The sequence below is a fragment of the Acinetobacter sp. MD2 genome, from assembly GCF_035615575.1.
Classification (GTDB): domain Bacteria; phylum Pseudomonadota; class Gammaproteobacteria; order Pseudomonadales; family Moraxellaceae; genus Acinetobacter.
In genome coordinates this window covers 12943-36833 of record NZ_VTDK01000010.1, presented here as the reverse complement: position 1 = coordinate 36833, position 23891 = coordinate 12943, and the positions used below count along the sequence as shown (strand labels likewise).

The 23891-nt window shown below is 38.6% G+C and carries 20 protein-coding genes and 3 pseudogenes; 15 read left to right on the top strand and 8 right to left on the bottom strand.

The window, feature by feature from the left end:
* The first annotated feature begins 48 nt into the window (after window positions 1–48).
* Window positions 49–384, top strand: a complete 336-nt coding sequence (locus FXN70_RS11370) for a hypothetical protein (RefSeq protein WP_324647579.1) — start codon at window positions 49–51, stop codon at window positions 382–384.
* A 295-nt stretch (window positions 385–679) separates the two neighbouring features.
* The gene (locus FXN70_RS11365) at window positions 680–1207 is read left to right on the top strand and encodes a hypothetical protein (RefSeq protein ID WP_324647578.1); all 528 of its coding nucleotides are present in this window, start codon (window positions 680–682) and stop codon (window positions 1205–1207) included.
* Between the two features lie 171 nt (window positions 1208–1378).
* Here the strand turns inward: FXN70_RS11365 and asd are convergent, their stop codons facing one another.
* The 3 genes from asd to pncB form a co-directional block, all read right to left on the bottom strand.
* Complete coding sequence (gene asd / locus FXN70_RS11360) at window positions 1379–2230, bottom strand: archaetidylserine decarboxylase (protein ID WP_324647577.1); 852 nt, start codon at window positions 2228–2230, stop codon at window positions 1379–1381.
* Window positions 2227–3075 (bottom strand): sulfurtransferase, encoded by an 849-nt coding sequence (locus FXN70_RS11355; protein ID WP_324647576.1) that lies wholly within the window; start codon window positions 3073–3075, stop codon window positions 2227–2229. Before FXN70_RS11355 ends, asd begins: the two co-directional genes overlap by 4 nt.
* A 117-nt stretch (window positions 3076–3192) precedes the next feature.
* On the bottom strand, window positions 3193–4401 hold the full coding sequence (pncB, locus tag FXN70_RS11350) for a nicotinate phosphoribosyltransferase (RefSeq protein ID WP_324647575.1): 1209 nt from the start codon (window positions 4399–4401) through the stop codon (window positions 3193–3195).
* 204 nt (window positions 4402–4605) lie between these two features.
* Between pncB and dtd the strand changes: the two genes are divergently transcribed.
* Window positions 4606–5049, top strand: a complete 444-nt coding sequence (gene dtd / locus FXN70_RS11345) for a D-aminoacyl-tRNA deacylase (protein WP_324647574.1) — start codon at window positions 4606–4608, stop codon at window positions 5047–5049.
* Between the two features lie 86 nt (window positions 5050–5135).
* Here the strand turns inward: dtd and FXN70_RS11340 are convergent, their stop codons facing one another.
* The 3 genes from FXN70_RS11340 to serB all read right to left on the bottom strand — a co-directional run bounded on the left by FXN70_RS11340 (window position 5136) and on the right by serB (window position 7691).
* The gene (locus FXN70_RS11340) at window positions 5136–5615 is read right to left on the bottom strand and encodes an SCP-2 sterol transfer family protein (protein ID WP_324647573.1); all 480 of its coding nucleotides are present in this window, start codon (window positions 5613–5615) and stop codon (window positions 5136–5138) included.
* A gap of 150 nt (window positions 5616–5765) precedes the next feature.
* Window positions 5766–6083 (bottom strand): AciT family ciprofloxacin tolerance protein, encoded by a 318-nt coding sequence (aciT, locus tag FXN70_RS11335; RefSeq protein WP_324647572.1) that lies wholly within the window; start codon window positions 6081–6083, stop codon window positions 5766–5768.
* Window positions 6084–6473: 390 nt separating this feature from the next.
* The gene (serB, locus tag FXN70_RS11330; RefSeq protein WP_324647571.1) at window positions 6474–7691 is read right to left on the bottom strand and encodes a phosphoserine phosphatase SerB; all 1218 of its coding nucleotides are present in this window, start codon (window positions 7689–7691) and stop codon (window positions 6474–6476) included.
* A gap of 77 nt (window positions 7692–7768) precedes the next feature.
* Here serB and FXN70_RS11325 point away from each other — a divergent pair, with 77 nt between their 5' ends.
* From FXN70_RS11325 to FXN70_RS11285, 9 genes and pseudogenes are all read left to right on the top strand, one after another.
* Window positions 7769–9016, top strand: a complete 1248-nt coding sequence (locus FXN70_RS11325) for a hypothetical protein (protein WP_324647570.1) — start codon at window positions 7769–7771, stop codon at window positions 9014–9016.
* 248 nt (window positions 9017–9264) lie between these two features.
* Complete coding sequence (gene ribBA / locus FXN70_RS11320; RefSeq protein WP_324647569.1) at window positions 9265–10386, top strand: bifunctional 3,4-dihydroxy-2-butanone-4-phosphate synthase/GTP cyclohydrolase II; 1122 nt, start codon at window positions 9265–9267, stop codon at window positions 10384–10386.
* Window positions 10387–10397: 11 nt separating this feature from the next.
* On the top strand, window positions 10398–10868 hold the full coding sequence (gene ribE / locus FXN70_RS11315; protein ID WP_324627115.1) for a 6,7-dimethyl-8-ribityllumazine synthase: 471 nt from the start codon (window positions 10398–10400) through the stop codon (window positions 10866–10868).
* Window positions 10869–10871: 3 nt separating this feature from the next.
* Window positions 10872–11315 (top strand): transcription antitermination factor NusB, encoded by a 444-nt coding sequence (nusB, locus tag FXN70_RS11310; RefSeq protein WP_324647568.1) that lies wholly within the window; start codon window positions 10872–10874, stop codon window positions 11313–11315.
* Window positions 11316–11329: 14 nt separating this feature from the next.
* Entirely contained in the window at window positions 11330–12253 is a 924-nt protein-coding gene (thiL, locus tag FXN70_RS11305; RefSeq protein WP_324647567.1) for a thiamine-phosphate kinase, read from the top strand.
* 22 nt (window positions 12254–12275) lie between these two features.
* On the top strand, window positions 12276–12752 hold the full coding sequence (locus FXN70_RS11300; protein ID WP_324647590.1) for a phosphatidylglycerophosphatase A: 477 nt from the start codon (window positions 12276–12278) through the stop codon (window positions 12750–12752).
* A 20-nt stretch (window positions 12753–12772) separates the two neighbouring features.
* Window positions 12773–14137 (top strand): bifunctional UDP-N-acetylglucosamine diphosphorylase/glucosamine-1-phosphate N-acetyltransferase GlmU, encoded by a 1365-nt coding sequence (gene glmU, locus FXN70_RS11295; RefSeq protein WP_324647566.1) that lies wholly within the window; start codon window positions 12773–12775, stop codon window positions 14135–14137.
* 12 nt (window positions 14138–14149) lie between these two features.
* A complete protein-coding gene (glmS, locus tag FXN70_RS11290) occupies window positions 14150–15991 on the top strand; it encodes a glutamine--fructose-6-phosphate transaminase (isomerizing) (protein ID WP_324647565.1) in 1842 nt (613 codons plus the stop codon).
* 152 nt (window positions 15992–16143) lie between these two features.
* A pseudogene (locus FXN70_RS11285) lies at window positions 16144–16365 on the top strand (heteromeric transposase endonuclease subunit TnsA); the annotation flags it as partial.
* A gap of 41 nt (window positions 16366–16406) precedes the next feature.
* Here the strand turns inward: FXN70_RS11285 and FXN70_RS11280 are convergent.
* Window positions 16407–17588, bottom strand: a pseudogene (locus FXN70_RS11280) (IS3 family transposase).
* Between the two features lie 67 nt (window positions 17589–17655).
* On the opposite strand from FXN70_RS11280, the pseudogene FXN70_RS11275 reads away from it, so the two are divergent.
* The 3 genes and pseudogenes from FXN70_RS11275 to FXN70_RS11265 all read left to right on the top strand — a co-directional run.
* Window positions 17656–17784: pseudogene (locus FXN70_RS11275) on the top strand (IS1 family transposase); the annotation flags it as partial.
* A 215-nt stretch (window positions 17785–17999) separates the two neighbouring features.
* On the top strand, window positions 18000–21011 hold the full coding sequence (locus tag FXN70_RS11270; protein WP_324647564.1) for an ATP-binding protein: 3012 nt from the start codon (window positions 18000–18002) through the stop codon (window positions 21009–21011).
* 2 nt (window positions 21012–21013) lie between these two features.
* Window positions 21014–22810: a response regulator receiver domain gene (locus tag FXN70_RS11265; protein WP_324647563.1), complete on the top strand. Its 1797-nt coding sequence runs from the start codon at window positions 21014–21016 to the stop codon at window positions 22808–22810.
* Between the two features lie 4 nt (window positions 22811–22814).
* Here FXN70_RS11265 and FXN70_RS11260 read toward each other — a convergent pair whose 3' ends face one another.
* Window positions 22815–23879 (bottom strand): DNA cytosine methyltransferase, encoded by a 1065-nt coding sequence (locus FXN70_RS11260; RefSeq protein ID WP_324647562.1) that lies wholly within the window; start codon window positions 23877–23879, stop codon window positions 22815–22817.
* Window positions 23880–23891: the final 12 nt, after the last annotated feature.

The window sequence follows — 23891 nt, the reverse complement described above, 5'->3', positions numbered from 1 at the left end:
GTCTTGCTTTTTAGACTCGAAAACTACTATCTTGTCGCCATGAAAAAATTGTCTATTCTTCTGGGAATCTGTGGCTTATGTTTGGTCATATTTGCCATCGTTAAAATTCAGCAACCAAGCAAAGATGAAGTGGAACGCTATCAGGCGATCTTGTGTTTTATTATTCGTCAGCCCGATGCCAAACCTGAAACCGCTTATTTAATGCAGCAGATGGAAAAATACCAACAAGGTAGTATTTCTGATTATGCTGTACAACATCCCGACTTTCGCCCCGAACTGGCACAAGACTGGGTAAAACGTTATCTCGCATTAAATCCCCAACAAAAGCAACGCGCACAGGAAAACTATCCGCCGTGTGTAGAGGTACTGAAGCAGGCGAAATAGATAAACCGCCTGTTATAATTTAGGATGTATTGACAAGCTCTATTCAAAAAATAGCAAGTCATCACATCCTATCATCAACGAAAATGCTGAATGCCTTTTAAAGCAAGTAAGACACAGGCACTTTTTCAATGAGAGGAACAGATCGATCATGCTCCCGAAAAATAGGTAAACTTGCGGGATGGTCTCTGGATTTAATGAGTGCAATTTGCACTATCGAATAAATCAAAAAGTTTTTTCCAATAGGTCGAATACAACCTATAATTCGATAATTTATCCGGCTAAACCTAGACAAAACATGAAATTAAAACAGTTAACAATAGCTCTGAGTTTTTCTATACTGACGCAAGCAACATTTGCAGCAGATTTAGCATGTCAAAAAGACTATGAAAGCATTATTTCGAAAAATATTATCGCAATAAGTACTGCATTTAATTCTAGAAATTTCCAATATATTGAAAACAAAACTGATTCTTCTTTAATTAATTATGCTGGAGGACAAAGCGCTTTTAGAAATTTACTCGAAATTACAGCAAATAATTTTAAAAAAAGTAATATCGTAGTTTCGAAAGTTGAAACTCAACCACCTGTAGATAACTATATTGTTGGTAATAATGAGATATGCTTTATTCCTGAAAAATTAACGCTCATGGTGAATGGTCAAGAACATATCAGCGAATCTTTTATGTTGGCAATACGCCCACTTATCTCTAAAAAGTGGAAATATCTTGATGGTGCAGGTTTCAAAAAGCATCCTAATATGCTCTATATCTTATTTCCTGATTTCCCACGTGATATCAAAGTTTCATTCCTAGAGAATCAATAATCCTCATGATGGCTGTATTTTTAAGTTAGCCAAGAACTCACATGACATTCATCATCAGTCATACATTTATTTTGAATAAGATTAGCACAGCCACAAAACATTCAAGTATTGAATCCAATAAATTGCAGTTAATTTATTGGATTCTTCATCATGCAGTTTTATCGGCAAAAATTAGAGCAATACACCCATGCGCTCACCCATTTTTACCATAGACTCCGCTTTAAAAGCTTCGTCCCACCGCATCGTGTTCGGTTCAAATAACACGACGGCCGTTGAACCTAAATAAAAACGCCCAAGCTCATCGCCTTTATTTAAGGTCATGTGATGTTGCTGTAATTCTAATCGCCCTGTTGGTTTCACCTTGCCTGTAGCAACCGTTTCAATGCCCGCTACAATCATGGCACCAACTAACACCACTGCCATACGCCCAATTTCAGTGTCAAATAAACACACCATACGCTCATTACGTGCAAATAAGCCGGGTACATTTTCTGCTGTGACCTGATTCACCGAAAATAACTCGCCTGGTACATATAAAGTTTCAGTTAAAGTCCCTGCAAATGGCATATGCACACGGTGATAATCTTTTGGCGATAAATACACAGTGGCAAATTGTCCATTTTGAAATGGTGCAGCCAATTGTGGGTCGGCAATTAACTGGTCAACTGAAAAATGCTGACCTTTGGCTTGAAACACCTGACCTTCGACAATATCGCCAAGTTGCGAAATCATGCCATCGGCAGGGCTCACAATGCTGTTTAGCGCAGCATCAACTTCACGTACACCATTTTGCAAACCACGGGTAAAGAATTCATTAAATGATTTATATGCCAACGCATTTTTTTGCTGTGCAATTGACATATCAATTTTATATTTAGATTTAAATGCCTGAATTGCAATATTTTTTACAATTGGATTTTCACTTGCAGCAACTTTTCCCACCACACGGCTCAGTTGATGCTGTGGCACAAGATGCTGCGCTTGTAAAAAAAGCTGTTTTTTCAGTTGATCTGTAAGACTCAAAATGGATGCTCTCCGCTAACAATTGGACTGTCGGGTTCATTGCCCCACTCACTCCAAGCGCCATCATAGGCTCGAATTTGCCAATTTAACAATCGCCCAATCACGTATGCTAAAGCAGAACGATGATGTGCCTGACAATACACCACGACTGGCTGAGTTAAATCAAAGCCAATCTGTTGTAAACGATGCTGAATTTGCTCGAAAGGTTGCAATCTTAAATGATTTTGACGATTTAGGGCAGTACTCCATTCATAATGCCGTGCACCGGGAATATGTCCACCACGACGTGCAGCCAAACGAAGCCCTGTATATTCATCTAAAGTACGGCAATCCCAAAGTTGCACACGACCTTGTTGAACTTCATCAAGCAGCTCGACATATTGCACTCGAAACTGCGCCATGTTTGATACGTTAATCTCAAATAACTGTGCTACAGGTGGAATCGGACTCACCTCAGATGAAGTCGGATAGCCTAACGCCAGCCATGCATGAATACCACCATTGAGCAAACTGGTTTTATGAAACCCTAAACAATGTAGATTCCAAATGAGTCGACTAGCCCAACCACCACCTTCATCGTCATAAACCACCACATGCTGTTCAGAGCTTAATTGTAATGCTTCAATGAGCTGTTGTAGTTGTGCTGAATCAGGTAAAACGCCTGTCGCCAATTCATGCTGCTGCAATAACTGATGTGGTTTTACATGAATGGCATGTGGCAGATGCAACTGTTCATAGACTGAACTGCGGCTTAAATCAATAATTTTAAGCTGAGGATGCCCTAAATGTGGCAGCAAGTCTTCTGCCTCTATGAGTAAACCTAAGTTACATTCAGATATCATCATCGTGTTTTAAAATCTCAAACGGCCTAAGCTGATTTTAACATCGCTCTATTCTGCACTATGCTACTTTTTAGCATGGCATATCATAAAATATTTTATGTATGACAATACATGAGCGCCTTATTCACTTGGTTCTACAATCGAAAAGACTTGGCGTAAATACGCCAAAAAGGTGTCATTATCGGTCATGGTTTTACCCGGACTATCGGAAATTTTCGCTACCGATTGTCCATTGCATTCCACCAATTTCAATACAATATTTAAGGGTTTAAGGCCTAAATCATTAGTTAAATTGGTACCAATTCCAAAACTGACTTTAAAACGATCTTTAAAGTATTGATATAGATCCCAAGCACGGTTTAAGTCTAAACCGTCGCTAAAAGTCAGCATTTTGGTTTTGCTGTCAATTTTAAGTTTTTCATAATGGGCATAGGCTTTATCCCCCCATTCATAAGGGTCGCCACTGTCGTGACGCAAACCATCAAAAAGTTTGGCAAAGTACAAATCAAAGTCACGTAAAAAGGCATCCATACCCACCACATCGGTAAGTGCAATGCCTAAATCGCCGCGGTATTCTTGTACCCATGCTTCTAAAGCCGCTTTTTGGAAATTACGCAGCCGAACATCAAGTGCCTGAAAAGCTTGTAAAAACTCATGGGCCATTGTACCAATTGGGGTAATTCCCAATTCTTTAGCCAATAGAACATTGCTTGTGCCACGAAAAATATGTGGCGCAGTTCGTGAGAACTCTTCAACAACATGACGATGCCAAATGGCGCTATAACGGCGACGTGTACCAAAATCTGACACTAAAAATGGCGGATCTTCAGTCTGTTGTTGTGGTTCAAACTGTTTAAGCAAACTCAATTTCGCCTGTAAACGGCGTTCACCTTCAGCAAGTACATCGTCTGAATGAATACGTTTAAAATATAATTCATTCACAATTGCCAAGACATAAATTTCAAACATTAAAGCCTGAATCATTGGCCCTTCAATATGAATATCTAAACGCCCTTCGGCATCTAAACTCACATGAATAAAACGACGTTTTAATTGGAATAATTCTAAATAATCGACAAAGTCACTTTTAATAAAACGCAAACCACGTAAATAAAGCAGCTCATCTTCTTGAAAACGTAACTGACACACATGGTCAAGCTGCTCGTTTAAATCATCGACAATATCACTGAGTGGATAAACAGTATCATCAAGGTTACGACAACGAAATTGGTAAACACTATGAGTTTGTGGAAACTCGTGTAACACCACTTGCAACATGGTAAATTTATATAAATCCGTATCGAGTAGAGATCGTATTATTGCTTCCATATGTACGTCTAGATCTTTCTTAGCTCAAGGCATTAAAGCATATTTTTAAATAGAATCTGCGGATATTTGAGGGTTACAGACGAAAAATATCTCACCAATCAACATCATTTTGACGAAAATAATTCAAGATCACAGCGTAATTCCGCTTTTATCCACCTAAAAGGCTGTTTATAGTGCTGTTATTTTTAGCATGATCTGATTCTTATGCGTGCCTTATTACAACGTGTGACTCACGCCAAAGTCGTGGTGGATGATCAAGTGACTGGTGAAATTAACACGGGGATCTTGGTTTTTATTGGTCTTGCAAAAGCCGACCATCTCGAAATTGGAAAAAAATTAATTGATAAAATTTTAAAATATCGCATTTTTGATGATGAACAAGGAAAAATGGGCTGGAACTTAGCCCAAGCACAGGGTGGTTTACTTTTGGTTTCACAGTTTACCTTAATGGCACAAACCCAAAAAGGTTTACGTCCCGACTTTGGTTCTGCTATGCCACCCGCTGATGCTAAAGTGCTGTATGAGCAGTTGGTCAGCTATGCCAAAAGCCAATATCCACAGGTTGAAACAGGCATTTTTGCTGCAGACATGAAAGTGCATTTGGTCAATGATGGCCCTGTGACTTTTAATTTAGAAATCAATGAATAAAAAATGCCCTCAAATTTTGAGGGCATTTTTAACTTTAAATCGTTTTACCAAAAACCGTTATGAAAAAGGTTTACATGGCTTCGGTCTTATTTTCCCAGTTTATGGCGGACAAATTCACGTGCGTGTTGCACTTTCTCTTGTACAGGCTTCGGTAATTTAGGTGGTAATAAACGTGCAACTTTGTTAAACCACATCAACAACGTGAAATCGCCATCGACTTGAATCAGACCTTCTTGAATACCCGTCATAAATGCAGCAGGGTTGCCTTGCATTAAGGTTTTCACTGCTTGATCGCTATCAACAAAAGTTAGGCTGAAATCAGCAGGAATATCACTTCCAACCACAGTTTCAATTTGGTTTTGGTTCACAATAATTTGACGTGCAAAACCTGCCTGAGTCGCAATTTGCATGCGAATCTGACGATCATTGATCAGCTCAATAAATTTAGGATTGGTTTTTGCCAATTGTTTCATACGCAAAACCACCCCAACCAGTAATAAGTCGAGAGGATCGGTACTGACATTTACCAATGGGAGTTTTACGACAGGAATCGCAGAAAGCTTCATGTGCATTTCGCCTATTGTCATTTTATCTTGATTTCAGTGATCGTATCATAACTGAATCAAACAGCTACAGGGCTTTGTATGAAAATTTTAAACAAAAAAAGAAGGCGTATTTTGAATACGCCTGAGTTGAGTAAACTGTGACACTTATTGTTATTGTTCGTCCTCATACACTGGGGTATGTTCAATCAGTTGTCGGCGTGCCAATGCTTTTTGTGCTTGTCGATCTGCCCGCAGTAGTACTAAGGTCATCAGCACCATAGCAGCACTTAAAGCAGTTAAATAACTATACGTCATGGGTAGGCTGAAGAAATGTTGCACACTAAAACGTACCGCTTCAATCATGCCCCAAAACCCCATACCCGCAAACATAAAGCCCAGCCAATGACGAAACGGCGAAAAGAAAACAGCAACCAGTGCAATTAAAATTAAGCCGAGCCCGAGAAAGCTCGCAAAATTTGCTGTTAACATATAACCTCCGCCTATAAAAAAACGCCCGAAGCGACCTCATCTTTAGTTCAGTGAATATCGTTTTAATTACGGTATTTTTCCCTGATCATGTCTGCATTATGCAAAGTTTTATTGAAAAAAAAAGGGCATCACGACAACATAGCGACACATATTGTCGCAACATTCTTTTGTCATTACACTTTTTTAGCGCTAAAAAACTTTAGAAATGTTGAATCCATCATCGTTAGACTGTCATTACAATTCACGACCATCTGTTTAAATATTTTTTAAATTTTTTTCATCCTCAATTGCAATCTATCTTTTTTATTTTTCTGCTTTTAAATCTTTCATTTTTATGACAATACCATAAAAAAGGCACAGTCAAAACTGTGCCAAAAACCTTAAGATTAATTAGCGTGCCAATGTTTGTATTTCTTGGTCGCTTAAACCTAGTAAATACAGCACACCATCTAATCCAACTTGTGCAATTGCATGTTCTGCCGTTTGGCGTACCAAAGGTTTGGCTTTATAAGCCACCCCGAGCCCCGCTTTAGCCAACATGGCTAAGTCATTTGCACCATCCCCTACTGCAACCGTTTGTGCCAAAGAAATATCAAGTTTGTGTGCAAGGCTTTGTAATAATTCTGCTTTACGTGCTGCATCGACAATTTGCCCTGTCACCTCCCCCGTGACCTTACCATCACACACATCAAGCTGATTGGCATGCACCTCATCAATGCCCAATTTTTGCTGTAAATATTCAGCAAAATATTGGAAACCGCCCGAAAAAATGGCGGTGTGATAGCCCAATGCTTTTAATGTTGAAATTAAACGCTCAGCACCTTCGTTAATGGTCAGTCGTTCGGCAATTTGTGGCAAAACGTGGGCATCTAAGCCTTTGAGTAATGCAACCCGTGCACGGAAACTTTGCTGGAAATCAAGCTCACCTTGCATTGCACGTTCGGTAATTTCTGCAACTTGCTCACCAACTCCTGCTTCACGTGCCAGTTCATCAATCACTTCTTGCCCAATTAAAGTCGAATCCATATCAAAACAGATTAAACGGCGTTGGCTACGATAAATGTCATTGTCTTGTATCGAAATATCCAAACCAAATTGATTGCCAAGCGCTAAATACGCTTGACGTAGTTCGGCTAAATCGACCACCTGCCCTGTTACTTTTAATTCAATACAAGCAGGCGATTGCGCAGCATTTGAAGCAAAACTTTCAGACAAACAACGTATCTGGTCAATCTTCAAACCTTGTGCAGCAACCGCTTGGGTTAACGCGTGTAACTGTGTTCCATTTAGCTTAGGTGCCAAACCTGTCACGACATAATTAGACGCGGCAAATTTTTCTTGCCATGCAGCATCTTCTGCGTTGCAGATTGGTTGCAAACGCACAGTTAAATCAATTTCATGTGCTAAAATAAGCAGTTCTTTCATTGCCAATTCAATGTGAGTTGCATTTTCAGCGGTAACCACAATACCTAAGCTCAATTGGTCATAGACCACGGCTTGGCGCATATCTAAAATATGCAATGAATGATGAGATAAGATTTGTACCAATCGATGGACTAAGTTCGGTTGATCAGATCCTAAAAATGATATAAGGGTGATTTCGCGCATGGATTGACTCGAGCCTGAGCTACAATTATTGTTGGAATCATAATCGAATTTGAACTGAATTGCCTTGGAAGTTTACCTTGAATGCACCTAGACAAGGGCTTTTTGCGAGCCTTTTAATTGTAAGTTTTGCATTGCAAACCATTTTATTGGTGATTGCGACAACGCATCAACTCAAAGAAAACCGTGCCAATCAGGGACAACTGGTCACCTCGCAACTGGTCACCGAAAGTTTGCCTGAACTAGAGCCGGCTAATCGTGTTTCTTTAGCATTATTGGTCGACCGTTATAAAACCAATCCAAGCATTGCCTCAATTCGAATTTTAGATGCTAGCAGTCAGGTACTTGCGACCGATGGCTTATATAAAACCCGTTCGGGCGATGTCTTTACCCGCGATGCACTACAAAACGAAAAAAAGATTGGTAGTGTTGAAGTGACCTTAATCAAACCAAGTATTGGTGAGATTCTACGTAGCGAATGGCTAGCAATTTTTGCCTCACTGTTCTTACACCTACTACTTTGGTTAGCTTATCGTGCGATTGCCCGCCCAACCCGCAGCGAATATTTAGCAACGATTAACAATGAGATGCGCCTGAAACACGAAATTCAGGCACTTACCCAAGCCCTACAGCAAGAAAAGCATCAAACTGCTGTTGCAATTGCACAAGCACAACAAGCACCGAAAAAACCTGTGGCACAACACCCTAAACTCAAAGATCCACAAGATTTAAATGCAGACCAAATTGCCCTAAATATTCAATTTTATGACCCAAAACAATTGCTCAATAGTATTGGGCAATCGGTTTCTATTCCTTACTTTAGCTTATGCCAACTGTTTTTAAAGAAAAGTACCGAACTTTGTGCACAACATTATCACTTAAATGTCCGTGATTTTGAGTTTGAACACGAGTTCGATCATCAAGGTGCAACCCTAATCACTACATCCGCACACCCTCAAGCAGTGGAATGTTTATTGATGATTAGTAGTATTTTTCAGTTACTTTCTGAAGTCTTATATAAACGCTATCGTGAAGAAAAACGCTTTGTACTGCAAACACGTTCTGCAGTGGCTACAATGGTAGAAGGGATGCAACTAGATGCTGTACAAGCAGCGGCGCGCCTTGTACATCACTTAACAGCCAAAGAAAGTGCCTTGTATTTAAGTAATGAGTTATTGAAGCAAATGAGTGATAATTACCAACTTATCGCTTTACCAAACCCAAGTAGCTTACTGACTCGCCATGCCTTTATGATTAACGGCATGAGTGCAGAATGTGCAGAACTTGCGCAAAAGTTAAGAACCGAAATTTTAAAAGCCAAAAAATAAGTGATATACCCCATCTAGCCCGTGATTATTCACGGGCTTTTTGTTTTTTATCTAAACCGCCAAAAAATCTGTATTCGATTACAATTTTCATCCAAATTTTTAAAAAGAGATATTGTAGAGTTTTCACCAATTTGTGTAACACAGCGTCACAGAGATAAACATAGGCAAAAGACATCAAAAATTGCTAATATAGCTGCCATAAAATGACATGCACAGTCTGTGTAGCAACTAAATTAAGGTGAAAATGGATGGCGCTCAATACAGTTGAAGAGCTGATCGAAGATATCCGCGCAGGTAAAATGGTCATCTTAATGGATGATGAAGATCGTGAAAACGAAGGTGATTTAGTCATGGCGGCAGCACATGTGCGCGCCCAAGACATTAACTTTATGATCACCCATGCCCGTGGTTTAGTTTGTTTAACTTTGAGTAAAGAACGCTGTACACAGCTGAATTTACCCCTCATGGTTGACCAAAATGGCGCACAGCATGGCACTAATTTCACGCTTTCAATTGAAGCAGCAGAAGGTGTTAGTACAGGTATTTCAGCAGCCGAGCGCGCACATACCATTCGTACCGCGGTCGCAGCAGCAGCCAAACCAACCGATATTGTACAACCGGGTCATATCTTCCCACTCATGGCACAACCAGGTGGCGTATTACACCGCGCAGGTCACACCGAAGCAGGCTCAGATTTAGCACGTTTAGCCAGTTTAGAACCAGCTTCTGTGATCTGTGAAATTATTAATGATGACGGCACTATGGCGCGTCGCCCAGATTTAGAAATATTTGCCGAGAAACATGGCTTAAAAATTGGTACAATTGCCGATCTCATCCATTATCGGATGACCAATGAACAAACTGTTGAACGATTAAGCGCAGAAACCATTGATACCGAATATGGCGAATTTCAGTTATATCGTTATCAAGAACAAGGTAGTCCAGATTTACATTTAGCCCTTGTTAAAGGTGAACCCAAAGATGGCATTTCAACCGTTCGTGTGCATGGATTTAATCCAACTCGCGACTTGTTGAAACTGAAAAAACCTTCTGGTGAATTGGCATGGAGTTTTGACCGTGCCTTACAAACCATTGCACAAAGCGAACGCGGCGTGTTGGTTTGGATTGGTCAGAAAAATTTGCCTGATTTAGGACTCGCTTTGGCTGCATTGAATCATCCTAAAACAGGTAAATCAAATGCAGCGCTTTCACATCAATATCAAACCATTGGTGTTGGCGCACAAATTTTACGTGACTTGGGCGTAGAAAAAATGAACTTACTCAGTTCACCTTTACGTTTTAATGCCCTTTCAGGTTTTAATTTAGAAGTAGTGGAATATATTTCTGCTGAACATGCTACTGGAAAATAATCGAGGTTGCTATGGCGATTCGCCGTATTGAAGGTTTATTACATTTGGCAAGCGAAGGTCGTTATGCGATTTTAGTTGCGCGTTTTAACAGTTTTGTCGTTGAGCATCTTTTGGAAGGAGCGATTGATACGCTCAAACGCCATGGTGTTGCAGAAGACAACATCACGGTGATTCACGCTCCGGGTGCTTGGGAATTGCCTGTTGTTGCAAAGAAATTAGCAAATTCAGCACAATTCGATGCCATTATTGCCTTAGGGGCAGTCATTCGTGGTAGTACGCCACACTTTGACTTTGTGGCAGGCGAATGTGCCAAAGGATTAGGGGTTGTTGGTTTGGATGCAAGCCTCCCTGTGATTAACGGTGTTCTCACGACAGATAGCATCGAACAGGCAATTGAACGTTCAGGCACCAAAGCAGGCAATAAAGGTAGCGAAGCTGCTTTAACTGCCATTGAAATGGTGAACTTGCTAAAGGCGATTTAATTCATGTCTCAAACATTACAAGCAGTATATGCAGCAAAACGCAAAGCACGTCGTTTTGCTGTTCAAGGGATTTATGAGTGGCAAATGAGCCACAACCCAGTACATGAAATTGAAGCACGTACTCGTGCTGAAAATGCCATGCATAAAGTAGACTTAGGTTATTACCACGAACTGCTCACTCAAGTGATTGAACATCACGAAGACCTCGACACGCTGCTAATTCCTGTACTTGACCGTGAAGTGACTGCACTTGACGGCGTGGAACTTGCAACTTTGCGTTTAGGTGCATACGAACTGCGTAACCACGTTGAAATTCCTTACCGTGTCGTACTTGATGAAGCGATTGAACTGGCTAAACACTTCGGTGGTGCAGACAGTCACAAATACATCAATGGTGTATTAGACCGTTTGGCACAAACATTGCGCCAAGCTGAAAAACAAGCTTAATTGAGCACGCTTACATGGCCGAATTTTCAATTATTGACCGATATTTCAAAACACAACAGTTAAACTTAGGCGAAACTGAATTGGGAATCGGAGATGATTCGGCTGTGCTCTCCCCCCCTGTGGGGCAGCAATTGGTGATCTGTACCGACACCTTAATTGCAGGTCGACATTTCCCACTTTCAACCTCGGCACACGCCGTTGGTTGGAAAAGTGTAGCGGTTAATTTATCTGATTTAGCTGCAATGGGGGCTACCCCACACAGTATTTTATTGGCAATTAGCCTCCCCTCTGCCGATGAAGTATGGCTTCAGGACTTTGCTCAAGGTCTTTTCGACTGTTGTGCACCCTATAATGTACAACTGATTGGTGGCGATACCACCCAAAGCCCACATTTAACCATTACGGTCACGGCTTTAGGCTGGGTACCACACGGTCATGCCATTGGCAGACATGGTGCAAAAGTGGGTGACTATATTGTGGTGAGTGGTCAATTGGGCGATGCAGCTTATGCGTTAAAGCATTTAGGCCATCCACTACAACAACGTTTAGATTATCCGACCCCGCGTTGTGCACTCGGGCAATCCCTAATTCCATTTGCTTCAAGCATGATTGATGTGTCAGATGGTTTAATTCAAGATTTAGGGCATATTCTCAATGCCTCCAAAGTGGGTGCGTGCATTCACTTAGAACAACTTCCAATAGATGCCGCATTATCCAACTTGGCTTTAGCCGAACAATGGCAATTTGCTTTGGCTGGTGGCGATGACTACGAACTATGTTTCACCATTTCACCACAAAAATATACCGAATTTTTATTACAAAATCCAAAGACATCCCTTAGCATCATTGGAGAAATCCAAGCATCTCAAGGCTTAAAATTTTGCTATCAAGGGCAACAACAAGATTTAGCTTTACAGGGATACCAACACTTTGCATAAACCTGAAATTCGCTTTCATGAGATGTCTTGGGCGCAGCGTTTAGTTGTGTTTTGTGGTGTGGGTTTTGGTTCAGGACTTGCCCCGAAAGCACCGGGTACCTTTGGTTCAGCATTTGCATTACTGTTTATTCCACTGTGGTTAGCCCTTGGCTTTGGCGGTTCAGTTGTTGCAATCATTGCCATGTCTTTGGTCGGTATTTGGATTTGTGGCAAAACTGCAAACATCATTAATGTTCACGATGATGGACGCATTGTTTGGGATGAATTTGCCGGTCAATCAATTACTTTACTTCCTTTAATCTATTTTAATCTAATTGAGTTAAAATGGATTGTAATTGGCTTTGCACTGTTCCGTTTATTCGATATTTGGAAACCGTGGCCAATTCGCATTGCAGACCAAAAAGTCGCAGGCGGCTTCGGTATTATGCTTGATGACATAATTGCAGGCCTTTGGGCTGCATTATGTATTCTTATTTATCTATTGCTTTCTGGCGTTTAACGCCATTTAAGTAGGTTACTATGTCAACTACTGTAATTATTCTGGCTGCGGGTAAAGGTACTCGCATGCGCTCGCAATTGCCAAAAGTGCTTCAACCGCTTGCAGGACAACCCTTGCTTGGGCATGTCATCCATACCGCAAAAAAATTACACGCAAAAAATATTATTACCATTTTTGGTCACGGCGGAAACCTTGTACAACAAGCGTTTCAAAGCGAAAATATTGAATGGGTTGAACAAGCCGAACAGCTTGGTACTGGTCATGCAGTACAAATGACGTTGCCTGTTTTAGCCAAAGATGGCATGTCGTTAATTTTATATGGCGATGTACCTTTGGTTCGCCAGCAAACATTAGAACAATTGCTAGATGTTTCACGTGAAACAGGCATCGGCATGATTACCTTAACCGTAGATAATCCAAGCGGTTATGGTCGTATTGTGCGTGAACATGGCAAAATTCAAGCCATTGTTGAGCATAAAGATGCCAGCGATGCACAACGTCAAATTCAAGAAATTAACACCGGTATTTACTGTGTCAGCAATGCCAAGTTACATGAATGGCTGCCGCGTTTATCTAATAATAATGCACAAGGCGAATACTACTTAACCGACATCGTGGCGATGGCGGTTGCAGATGGGCTTGAAATTGCATCAATTCAGCCTGAACTTGCCTTTGAAGTGGAAGGCGTGAATGACCGCATCCAATTGGCAGCGCTTGAACGCGACTTCCAAGTACAACAAGCCCTAGAACTCATGCGCCAAGGTGTGACTTTCAGCGATCCAAAACGTTTTGATTTACGAGGTTCGCTTAAAGTCGGGCAAGATGTGCGTATTGATATTAACGTGATTATCGAAGGTAACTGCGAACTTGGCGACAATGTCGAGCTGGGTGCAGGTTGTATCATTAAAAATACCAAAATTGCAGCGGGTACAAAAGTACAACCTTATAGTATTTTTGATGACGCACTTGTGGGTGAAAACACTCAAATTGGTCCCTTTGCACGTTTGCGCCCAGGGGCAAAATTGGCAGCTGAGGTTCATATTGGCAACTTTGTTGAAGTTAAAAATTCCAGCATTGGACTCGGTTCAAAAGCCAACCACTTCACTTATTTAGGTGATGCCGAAGTCGGTGCAGGTTCGAACATTGGTGCAGGCACCATCACCTGTAACTACGATGGCGCAAATAAGCATAAAACCATTATTGGCGATGCAGCATTTATTGGTTCAAACTCATCTTTAGTGGCGCCTGTCAAAATCGCCAATGGCGCGACCATTGGTGCAGGCTCGGTCATTACTCGCGATGTCGCAGAAAATACATTGGCATTTGAACGCTCAGTGCAAACTGAAAAAGCAAATTATCAACGTCCCCAAAAGACTAAGAAATAAGAGGAATTTATTATGTGTGGTATTGTTGGTGGCGTTGCCGAACGAAATATCAGTGAAATTTTAATTGAAGGCTTAAAACGTCTTGAATATCGTGGTTATGACTCGGCTGGTCTTGCTGTTGTTCATGATGGTCACATTTTACGTGAACGTCGTGTCGGTAAAGTCATTAATCTTGATGAAGCGGTTAAATCACAACACTTATTGGGTAATTTAGGTATTGCACATACACGTTGGGCAACACACGGCAAACCGACTGAAAATAATGCGCATCCGCATGTTTCAGGCAAAGTTGCTGTGGTGCATAACGGTATTATCGAAAATTATGCCGAGCTTAAAGAACAACTACAAAATTTAGGTTATGTGTTCACTTCACAAACCGACACCGAAGTGGTTGCACATTTGGTTGCAGAATCTCTCAAAACTGCAACCTCATTGCTCAGTGCAGTGCAAAGCATTGTGCCAAAATTGAAAGGTGCTTATGCTCTCGGCATTGTGCACTCAGACTATCCAAATGAGCTAATTACCGTTCGCGAAGGCTCACCTTTGGTGATTGGTGTCGGTATTGGCGAGAACTTTATTGGTTCTGACCAATTGGCATTGTTACCCATTACCAACCGCTTTATTTATCTTGAAGAAGGTGATATCGCACGTTTAACCCGTAGCTCAATTGAAATTTTTGCGCATGGTTTAACCCCAATTCAACGCCCAACCAAAGAGCTTGATGCAACGATTAGCAATTCATCTAAAGGTGAATACAAGCACTTCATGCTTAAAGAAATTTATGAACAACCTGAAGCCTTGCAGCAAACCATTTCTCAAGCCTTAAATGGCAATGCATTACGTGAAGATTTCTTGGCAAGTGCCGAGGTTGATTTTAAAAATATTGAACAAATTCAAATTATTGCCTGTGGTACCAGTTACCATGCCGGCATGATTGCCAAATATTGGGCAGAACAACTAATTGATGTACCATGCCAAGTTGAAATTGCCAGTGAGTTCCGTTATCGCTCGCCTGTCATTATCAACCGTACTTTATATGTGTGTATCTCTCAATCGGGTGAAACAGCAGATACGCTTGCAGCATTACGTGATACACAAAAACGTGCGGCGGCAAAAGGCTTAAACATTGCTACCATGACGATTTGTAATGTAGCTACATCATCGATGGTACGCGAAACTGATCATCATTTATTGACTTTGGCTGGCCCTGAAATTGGTGTTGCATCAACCAAAGCTTTTACCACACAGTTAGCAGCACTCATGTTGTTATTACTCAAAATTGGTGAAGTGAAGCAACGTCTTTCTGTGGCACAGATTGAAGAAATCACCCGTGAATTATGGCACTGTCCAAAAGTTGTCCTTGATACATTACAACGTAATACAGAAATTTTACGTCTATCTGCTCTGTTTGTTGAAAAACAACATTGCTTATTTTTAGGTCGTGGTACGCATTTCCCGATTGCTTTAGAAGGTGCTTTAAAGCTTAAAGAAATTTCGTATATTCACGCAGAAGGCTACGCAGCAGGCGAACTTAAACATGGTCCATTAGCATTGGTTGATAATGACATGCCTGTGGTGATTCTTGCGCCGAAAGATGACATGCTCGACAAGTTAAAGTCGAATATGGAAGAAGTGCAAGCGCGTGGCGGTGAATTATTTGTTTTTGCCGATGAACAAAGTGGCATCGTAGAAAAAGATCGTCAACATGTGGTCAATATTCCAAGTGTGAACGAATGGCTTGCACCAATTATTTATAGTGTGCCTGTGCAATTATTGTCTTACCACGTTGCGGTGTTACGTGGTACAGATGTGGATCAACCACGTAACTTGGCAAAATCAGTCACAGTAGAATAATTTAAGTATTTGATTTATAGGTACTGTATGAGAGCAATAAAGTTTCATACCAAGTATTAAAGTATCATACTGAATAATAAAGTGTAACACTCAGTTGCTCAAAAAAACCACACAGGCTATGCTCTAATCTAGCATGAATGTGTGGTTTTTTTATGGCTAACTTTAAAAAAATACAAAATCATGGACTCAAAATTCAAAAGTGGATTAAAGAAGGACGAGGACAGGGTTTTGGAAATAAATATAAGCCTTGGATCACAATTAGGGATGTGAGTTCAGAAGGTCGATCTCACCGAGTTTTTGGTCATAAAAGCCAAAGAACTCACCACCTTCTCTCTGATCTAGAACTTTCTGCTTTTTTATTACTGGAATGGCATGATGTGTGCTGAATTAGCAGGAGACTTTCACTTGGGAGATTTTAGGCAGCTAACTTGTAAAAGTCCTCTGCCATTTGATTTGGTGTCTTAAAATCCAAACCTTTTTGAATTCTTCGCTGATTATAAAATAACTCAATGTATTTTGTAATATCCGCTTTGGCTTCTTCCCTTGTTTTATAGCTATGATGATGAACCAACTCATTCTTGAGTATGCCCCAAAAGCTCTCAATCGGTGCATTATCAAAGCAATCGCCTTTTTTACTCATTGAACCTTGAAAACCATATTTTTCAAGTATGTTTCGATATTCATGACTGCAATATTGGCTACCTCTGTCTGAATGCACAATGAGGTCCTTAGCTGTTTTTTGATTGCGAATAGCCATATTCAATGCATCACAAACAAGCTTGGCTGTCATGCGCTCATTTAAGCTGTAGCCAACTACTTGTTTAGTGTACAGGTCTTTTACAGCCGCTAAGTACAACCAGCCTTCAGTCGTCCATATATACGTAATATCACTCGACCTGAGAAGCACTGCTTCGCAAGGATTTGGTTTAGTCATTGAGAATTGTTGCTCAAGCAAATTTTGGATAGATCGCTCGGTTATGGTCACTGTTAGTCGTTCTTTTGAAGCGCTTGTGGCGCTTACAATAAAGCTGATTTAACTTTTTTATCTGACGTATTGCATATGTACTAATTTTTACGCCTTGAGCCTGTAAATGCTTGGTTAAGCGAATATAGCCATAGCTCTGTTTAGTTTCCTCATGCGCTATTTTGACCAAAATCGTTTGTTGATTTCGTTGAACTGATCGTTTACTTGCACCTCGTTTTATCCAATCATAAAATCGTGAAATAGATACATGAAGTAATCGAGCCATCAAAATAATCGGAAATAAGTGTCTTTGCGATTTCATATAGGCGTACCTCACTGACTTTCTTTGGCAAAGTACGCTGCTGCCTTTTTTAGAAATTCGCGTTCCATTTCAGCAGTTTTGAGCTGTTGTTTAAGTTTTTTATTTTCTTCGAGTAAAGCGTTTAGATCAGGTGAATACTGTTTAGTACCAGCTAAAGTCCCTTCTTTTGCCTTATTGTTCCAATGCGAAAGGGTCTGCATGGAAATGCCGAGTTCTCTAGCTGTTTTGGATACATTACCTTGATTAGCTTCTATAGCTTTGATGGCTTCAGCTTTAAATTCTGCCGTATACGTCTTGTGTTTCTTGCTCATGGTAAACTCCTGACGAGTATGTATAGTTTACCAAGTTAAATCATCCTGTTTTTTCAGCACACATCAAAATAATTGTCGATTGAGGCATAGAATAAGGCGAGGCTTTAGGAGAAGCTGCAACTTCTCCAAAAAGCTTGAGAATCATTTCAAAGCCTTTGATTTAGTGTTCTTTTATATCAACAATGGATTCGTCTAATGCCAGCATACTTTTTGAAGCACTACCCAACAATTAAGACCTCCAAACAAGATACGTCATAACCCATCTGGTATTAAGGCAATATAAGTTTTTCAGGCTATCTTTTCTCATTTTAAAAGACATCTAACAAACATTAAGTTATGATCATATAACAAGAAAAAAGTATCCATATTTAGATACACACCTCTCATAATTTTGATTTATCAAGGGTTGCTATGTCTGTAAAATCTTTTAACTTTAGAGCTAGAGCTCGTACTATTGAGCACTTAGGTAAAGGACAAATTGCAGATTGCCCAACAGCTGTGAGTGAGCTTTGGAAAAATGCTTATGATGCTTATGCAAGAGATGTTGCATTATTTACTGTAGATGCCGATTATCCTTGCGGTGCATTAATCGATAATGGTTGTGGTATGTCACCAGAGCAAATTATTGATAACTGGCTAATTGTTGGTACTGAATCAAAAAGTAATAAAAAAGCTCTAAGTGATGAAGATCGTTTTGGCATTCCAATACGCCAAACGCAGGGTGAAAAAGGTATTGGACGACTTTCTGCGGCATTTTTAGCAAATGTCACTTTCCTTGTAACCAAAAAGTTAAATGGCTCCTTCACATCACTTCTTGTGGATTGGCGCTTATTCGAAAATCCATATCTTTCCTTTGAAGATATTAGTATTCCATTCCTAGAGTTCGATACGACTGATGAAATTACAATCGCATTCGATTTATTAAAAGAAGAACTCATCAAAAATGTTAAATTTGAAGATGAAGATGAAGATGAAGATGAAGATGAGGATGAAGATGAAGATGAAGATGAAGATTTAAAATTAAAAAGATCAATTAAGGAAAGAGCTTGGATAAGATTTTCTGAAGATGAAATAGAAAACAATAAATCGAAAGACTTTATAACTACACAGAATAAAATTATCATTTTTTGTGAACACTCCGTGTTGGATGAAAGAGCGATTAAACCTTGGAAAGAATTACTTAATAAGTTCTCTGAGAAAGATGGTGGACAACATGGTACAGCTTTATTTCTACTAGATTTACGAAGAGATTTAAGCTTACTTACTAATAAAAGAGATCTAGCTAAAGATAATCAAGAACTAGCTTCAATCGAAAAGGACCTTGTTGATACTTTAAGAGCATTCACTAATCCATATGTTGAAAAGGATGAAAGTTTCTCATATCGCCTCTTTAGAATAAAAAACACTACAGAAACAAAAGATATTTTAAGAGAAGCAGATGTCTTTAATATGCAGGAATTTGAAGCTCTTGAACATAAAATATCAGGTGAAGTTGATGAAAAAGGGTGGTTTAGAGGTAGTGTAATCGCGTTTGGACAAGATAAGGGTGAAGTATTAATTCCACCCAATATTAATATTAACTCTAAAGGAGGGGTTGGAAGTTTTAAATTTCAAATCGGAGCTTTCGAATATAACCCAAACTTATCATCACTTGAATTGAATGAGATCGAAACGCTTATTACTAAAGCAAAAAAATATTCAGGATTATTAATTTTTAGAGATAATTTAAGGGTATTACCATATGGACGTGTAGACAGTGACTTTTTTAAAATTGAAGAACGTCGATCGACACATGCTGGTCGCTTTTATTGGTCCAATCGTCGAATCTTCGGTTACATTGGTATTTCTCACGAACATAACAAAGAATTAAAGGACAAATCTGGACGTGAAGGTTTTATCAGTAACCAAGCATCTCGAGAACTAAAAAATTTAGTCGAAGATATTTTAATTACATTAGCAGATCGATATTTTGGCTCCAAATCTGAAGAACGCCAAGAATTATTATTACTTGCAAAAAAAAATAAAGAGCTTAGAAAGGATGCCCAAACACAAGCTCGAAAGGCATCACAAAAGAGCTTTAAAGAGGCTTTAAAAAGTCAATCACCTAAACTTGATGATTCTTTAGATTTAGCTAGAACTCTTAAAAACAATCTAGAAAATGTAGATAAATTGAGTGCTGAAGAACTACAAGATATCGATCAAAAGCTGTCAAAACTTGAACTTATCCGGACAGAAATTAAAACACCGACTAAACCTCCAAAGCTTGGGATTTATGAAGAAAAATACAGGGAATATCGTGATAAATATAATGAATTTTCAGCCTATGTTATTCAGCTAAAAACTGTTATTAATAAAATGGAGTCTGAACTTAATAAGTTAGCTCCACAACAAACAGCTAAGAAATTGTTTGATAAAAACCAGAGCGTTCTCAATTCAAAATTGAATAAATATCAATCTGCCATTGAGGCTAAGATTGATGCACTTCATTCTATTTGGAAAAAAGATATTAGTGAAGATAGAAGCTCATATTATAGTCAATCGATCAGGATTGTTGAAAGCGTTGAGGAGTCGTCTCATTTAGAAAATGCCTTAAACAATCTAGATATTATCTATTTGGAATTAGTAGAAACCTATACCTTTAAGTATGATGCGATTTTAAAAACATTAGAAAAAATATCTGAAGGGATTAATTTAGATTCAGCATTCTCAATAGCAGAGGAAGAAAGATCTGATATTGAAGAAAAAATGCGAACAATCAATGCTGTCGCACAACTTGGGATTAGTGTAGAAATCTTATCTCATGAGCTTGAAGAAATAGACTCCTTAGTCACTCGTGGGCTAAACTCATTACCAAATGATGTAAAACAACATCCTGGTTTTCAATTAGCGTACAACTCTCATAAAGCACTCACAAGTCAAATTCGCTTTCTTTCCCCATTAAAAATTTCTGGCTATCAAACCCGTCAGACTATTACAGGGAAAAATATCGAAGCCCATATTAATCAATTCTATGGTGATCGTTTTGAAAGACAACGAATCAATTTTGAAGTAACGGAAGCTTTTAGATCGTTAAAAATTAGTGACCTTCCCTCAAGGATCTACCCAGTATTTATTAATTTGATTAACAATGCGATGTATTGGGTTTCATTAGTTGAAGACAGAAAAATTAAAATTGATCTAATTAATGATCTCATTGTAGTTGCAAATTCAGGACCAAAAGTTGATGAAGATGATGTTCAAAGACTGTTTGATCTTTTCTACACAAAACGAGCGAATGGACGTGGTGTGGGACTGTACTTATGTCGTGAGAACTTAGCTATAGCGCATCACAAAATTTGGTATGCCGAACAACATAATGATGACCCTTTCATATTCGAAGAGGGCGCTAACTTTATTATTAAATTTAATGGATTGGAGAAATAATTGTGACTGTTGCTATTAAATATGAAGACTTAGTTCAAAAAACATTTTGTCAAAATGCCATACGCTCAGTCATGATGATTGATGATGAATTTATTCCCTATTCAACTCTTATAAAGTCTTTAGCTAATAACTATACAATTAATCCTTCAATTATTCAAAGCTCGCAGAGAGCTGCTGCTTTGGAGGCTTTTTTCCAAAATCAAAAAATATTGTGCGATCTAGATGATTCAGCCAATCATATAGAAGTAGATAGAATTCGAAAATCTGATCTATTAATTATTGATTATCATCTTGAAAGCCAAAATCCTAAGAAAACTATTGAAATATTAAATGGACTAAAAAATTCACCTCATTTTAATCTTGCTGTGGTTTATACAAATGAGCCTCCAGAAGTTGTATGGAAACAAATTTCCTCTAGTTTGACTGCTCCTAGAAGCGTACAAACAGATATTGAAAATCTTCATAATGATGAAGTGACAGAATTTTGGGAAGAAAAAATTGAGAGTGATATTAGAAATGGTGGAAATTATTCTTTAACAAATGATGAATACTTCGAGTATTTATTCAATCAAAATATTCCTGACAGATTAAGGAAAAATTTAGCTCAAGATAGCGAAAATAATATAAAACGACACATTAAAAATTTAGCAAAATTAATTTGTGATTATCATATTCAGATTAATCAAATATACACATCAGATAAGAATGAAAATTATACTGTTTTTGGTGATACAAATGGTTTGAAGTGGATTCAATATCATAATATTTTTATATGTATACATAATAAAAGCAGTGATTTTGAAAATGATCCAGAAAGAATTTTAAATACATTAATAAATTCTCTAATAGATTGGAAGCCTTCTTACTATCAGTTAATTCAATCAGAAATACAAAATCAGATTGAAGCAGAATCCATGTCTTTCAATGTGATTCATCAAAATGACTCTTTGGGGCAAGCTGCATGGCTTAAAGAAATCTTAAAAAGTGAAGAGGATGATTCAATTAACAGTAAGATCAAAACAATTTACTCGAGTCTTGCTGAAGATTTATATTTTAAATTCTCTCAAAATCAAACACTTTCTGATTTTATTAAAGATATTTTTACTAGTTACAAAGAAGAATTCAGCCTTGTAGCTTCACAGTCTTCACTCGAAAGTTTTTGTGCAGAAAAAATGGGGGTTACCATAAATCCTGAGACATTTAAGGATATGTATCATGCTTTGAATATGAATTTATCTTCTAAAGATTATCGTGAAAAACATGTTAGTACTGGTACAGTTCTTTTTGATCAAGAAAATAAATTATGGTATGTCTGCGTATCACCAGCTTGCGATATGGTTCCAACTCAGGAAACTGCACCTATCAACAAAAGACTTACTCCTCATCGAATGATACAAGTCCTCAGATTGTTTAAAGTCAGTGCAGAAGAAGCTTTAGAAAAGGCAACTCGTTCAAAATATATTTATGCTTACGAAAATGGGGAACGCTTATATTTCTCTGTGACAAATCCAGAAACTGATCTGCCTGTAAGCGATTATCTTGTAATATTGAATTACAAAACGAAATTAGATGAAAGATACCATGAAGCACTAACATTTAAAGCCAATGGTGAAGATATTGATAAAGTCAAAATCAATCTTAAATTAAAATCTCAATTAAGAACTGGATATGCTGAACGCTTTCAGAATATGGCTTCACACCATTCAGGACGAATAGGTGTCGATTTTATTAAAGGATTTGAACCACCCTTACTAGAAATCGAACCACCACAACTAGAGATAGTAACGACGACAGCCTAGAGTATTACTTTTTAGATGCTTTCACGTAATCTAAATAATGCTTTTGAATGGCGAAACCAAACTGTTTAGCCATTTCACAAGGTACAGCATTGCCAATTTGTCTTGAAGCTTCGACCACACTACCTTTAAAGATAAAATCTTTAGGGAATGTTTGTAACATTGAAGCTTCTCTCACACTAATTGCACGATGTTGATTCGTATCTGGATGCCCAAAACGTCCATTGGAATAGCTATAGCAACGTGTTGTTAACGTTGGAGCTGGCTTATCCCAACTCATACGACCATACACATCCATATGCCCAGAGTGCTTCTTATGGCATTCATTAATCAAATGATCTGGCCAATGTCGTCGATCCCCACCTTCTGGAGTATTTAAAATACGCGCTAAATTACGTTCATTTAAGGTCGGGCATCTATGCCATGGGTCATCAGGGTGTATTTCACCAGCTCTAATAGATGGAAATTCTCCAATAAAATCTCTAACAGTTTTAATCGGTTCTAGACCTTCTCCATGTGTCTTAGCTGGAATATCTAATTGCCCAACTTTACTTGCTAACAATACAAATCTTTTACGACGTTGCGGTACACCATATTCTTCTGATTTAGCAATAAATTCAATAAACTTATAATTTTCAGAAGTTAAGAAGTTAGTAAATCTTTTATAGGGTCCTTCTTTATTTTTATCAATCTTTTGTAGACCAGGGACATTCTCAATAAATATATAATCAGGCTTTAACTCTTTAATGAAACGATGAGTTTCATCTAAAAGTGTTCTTCTAATATCATCTTCACTTTTTGCTTTATTTTGACTAGAAAATGGCTGACATGGTGCACATGCAACCAGTATTAGTGGATCATTCTTTTTATTTTTTTTCTTAAAACTTTGAGCTAGCTCTTTTTCATCAAGTGTTCTTATATCCACATTATAAAATTTTGCTTTAGGAAAATTAGCCATGTATGTTTCGGCTGCATTTTTATCAAAATCTAGCCCTATAGTAATATCAAATCCAGCTTGGCGTAATCCTTCACTTACACCACCGCAACCAGAAAAGAAATCAATTACTTTCAAAACAGCACCAAA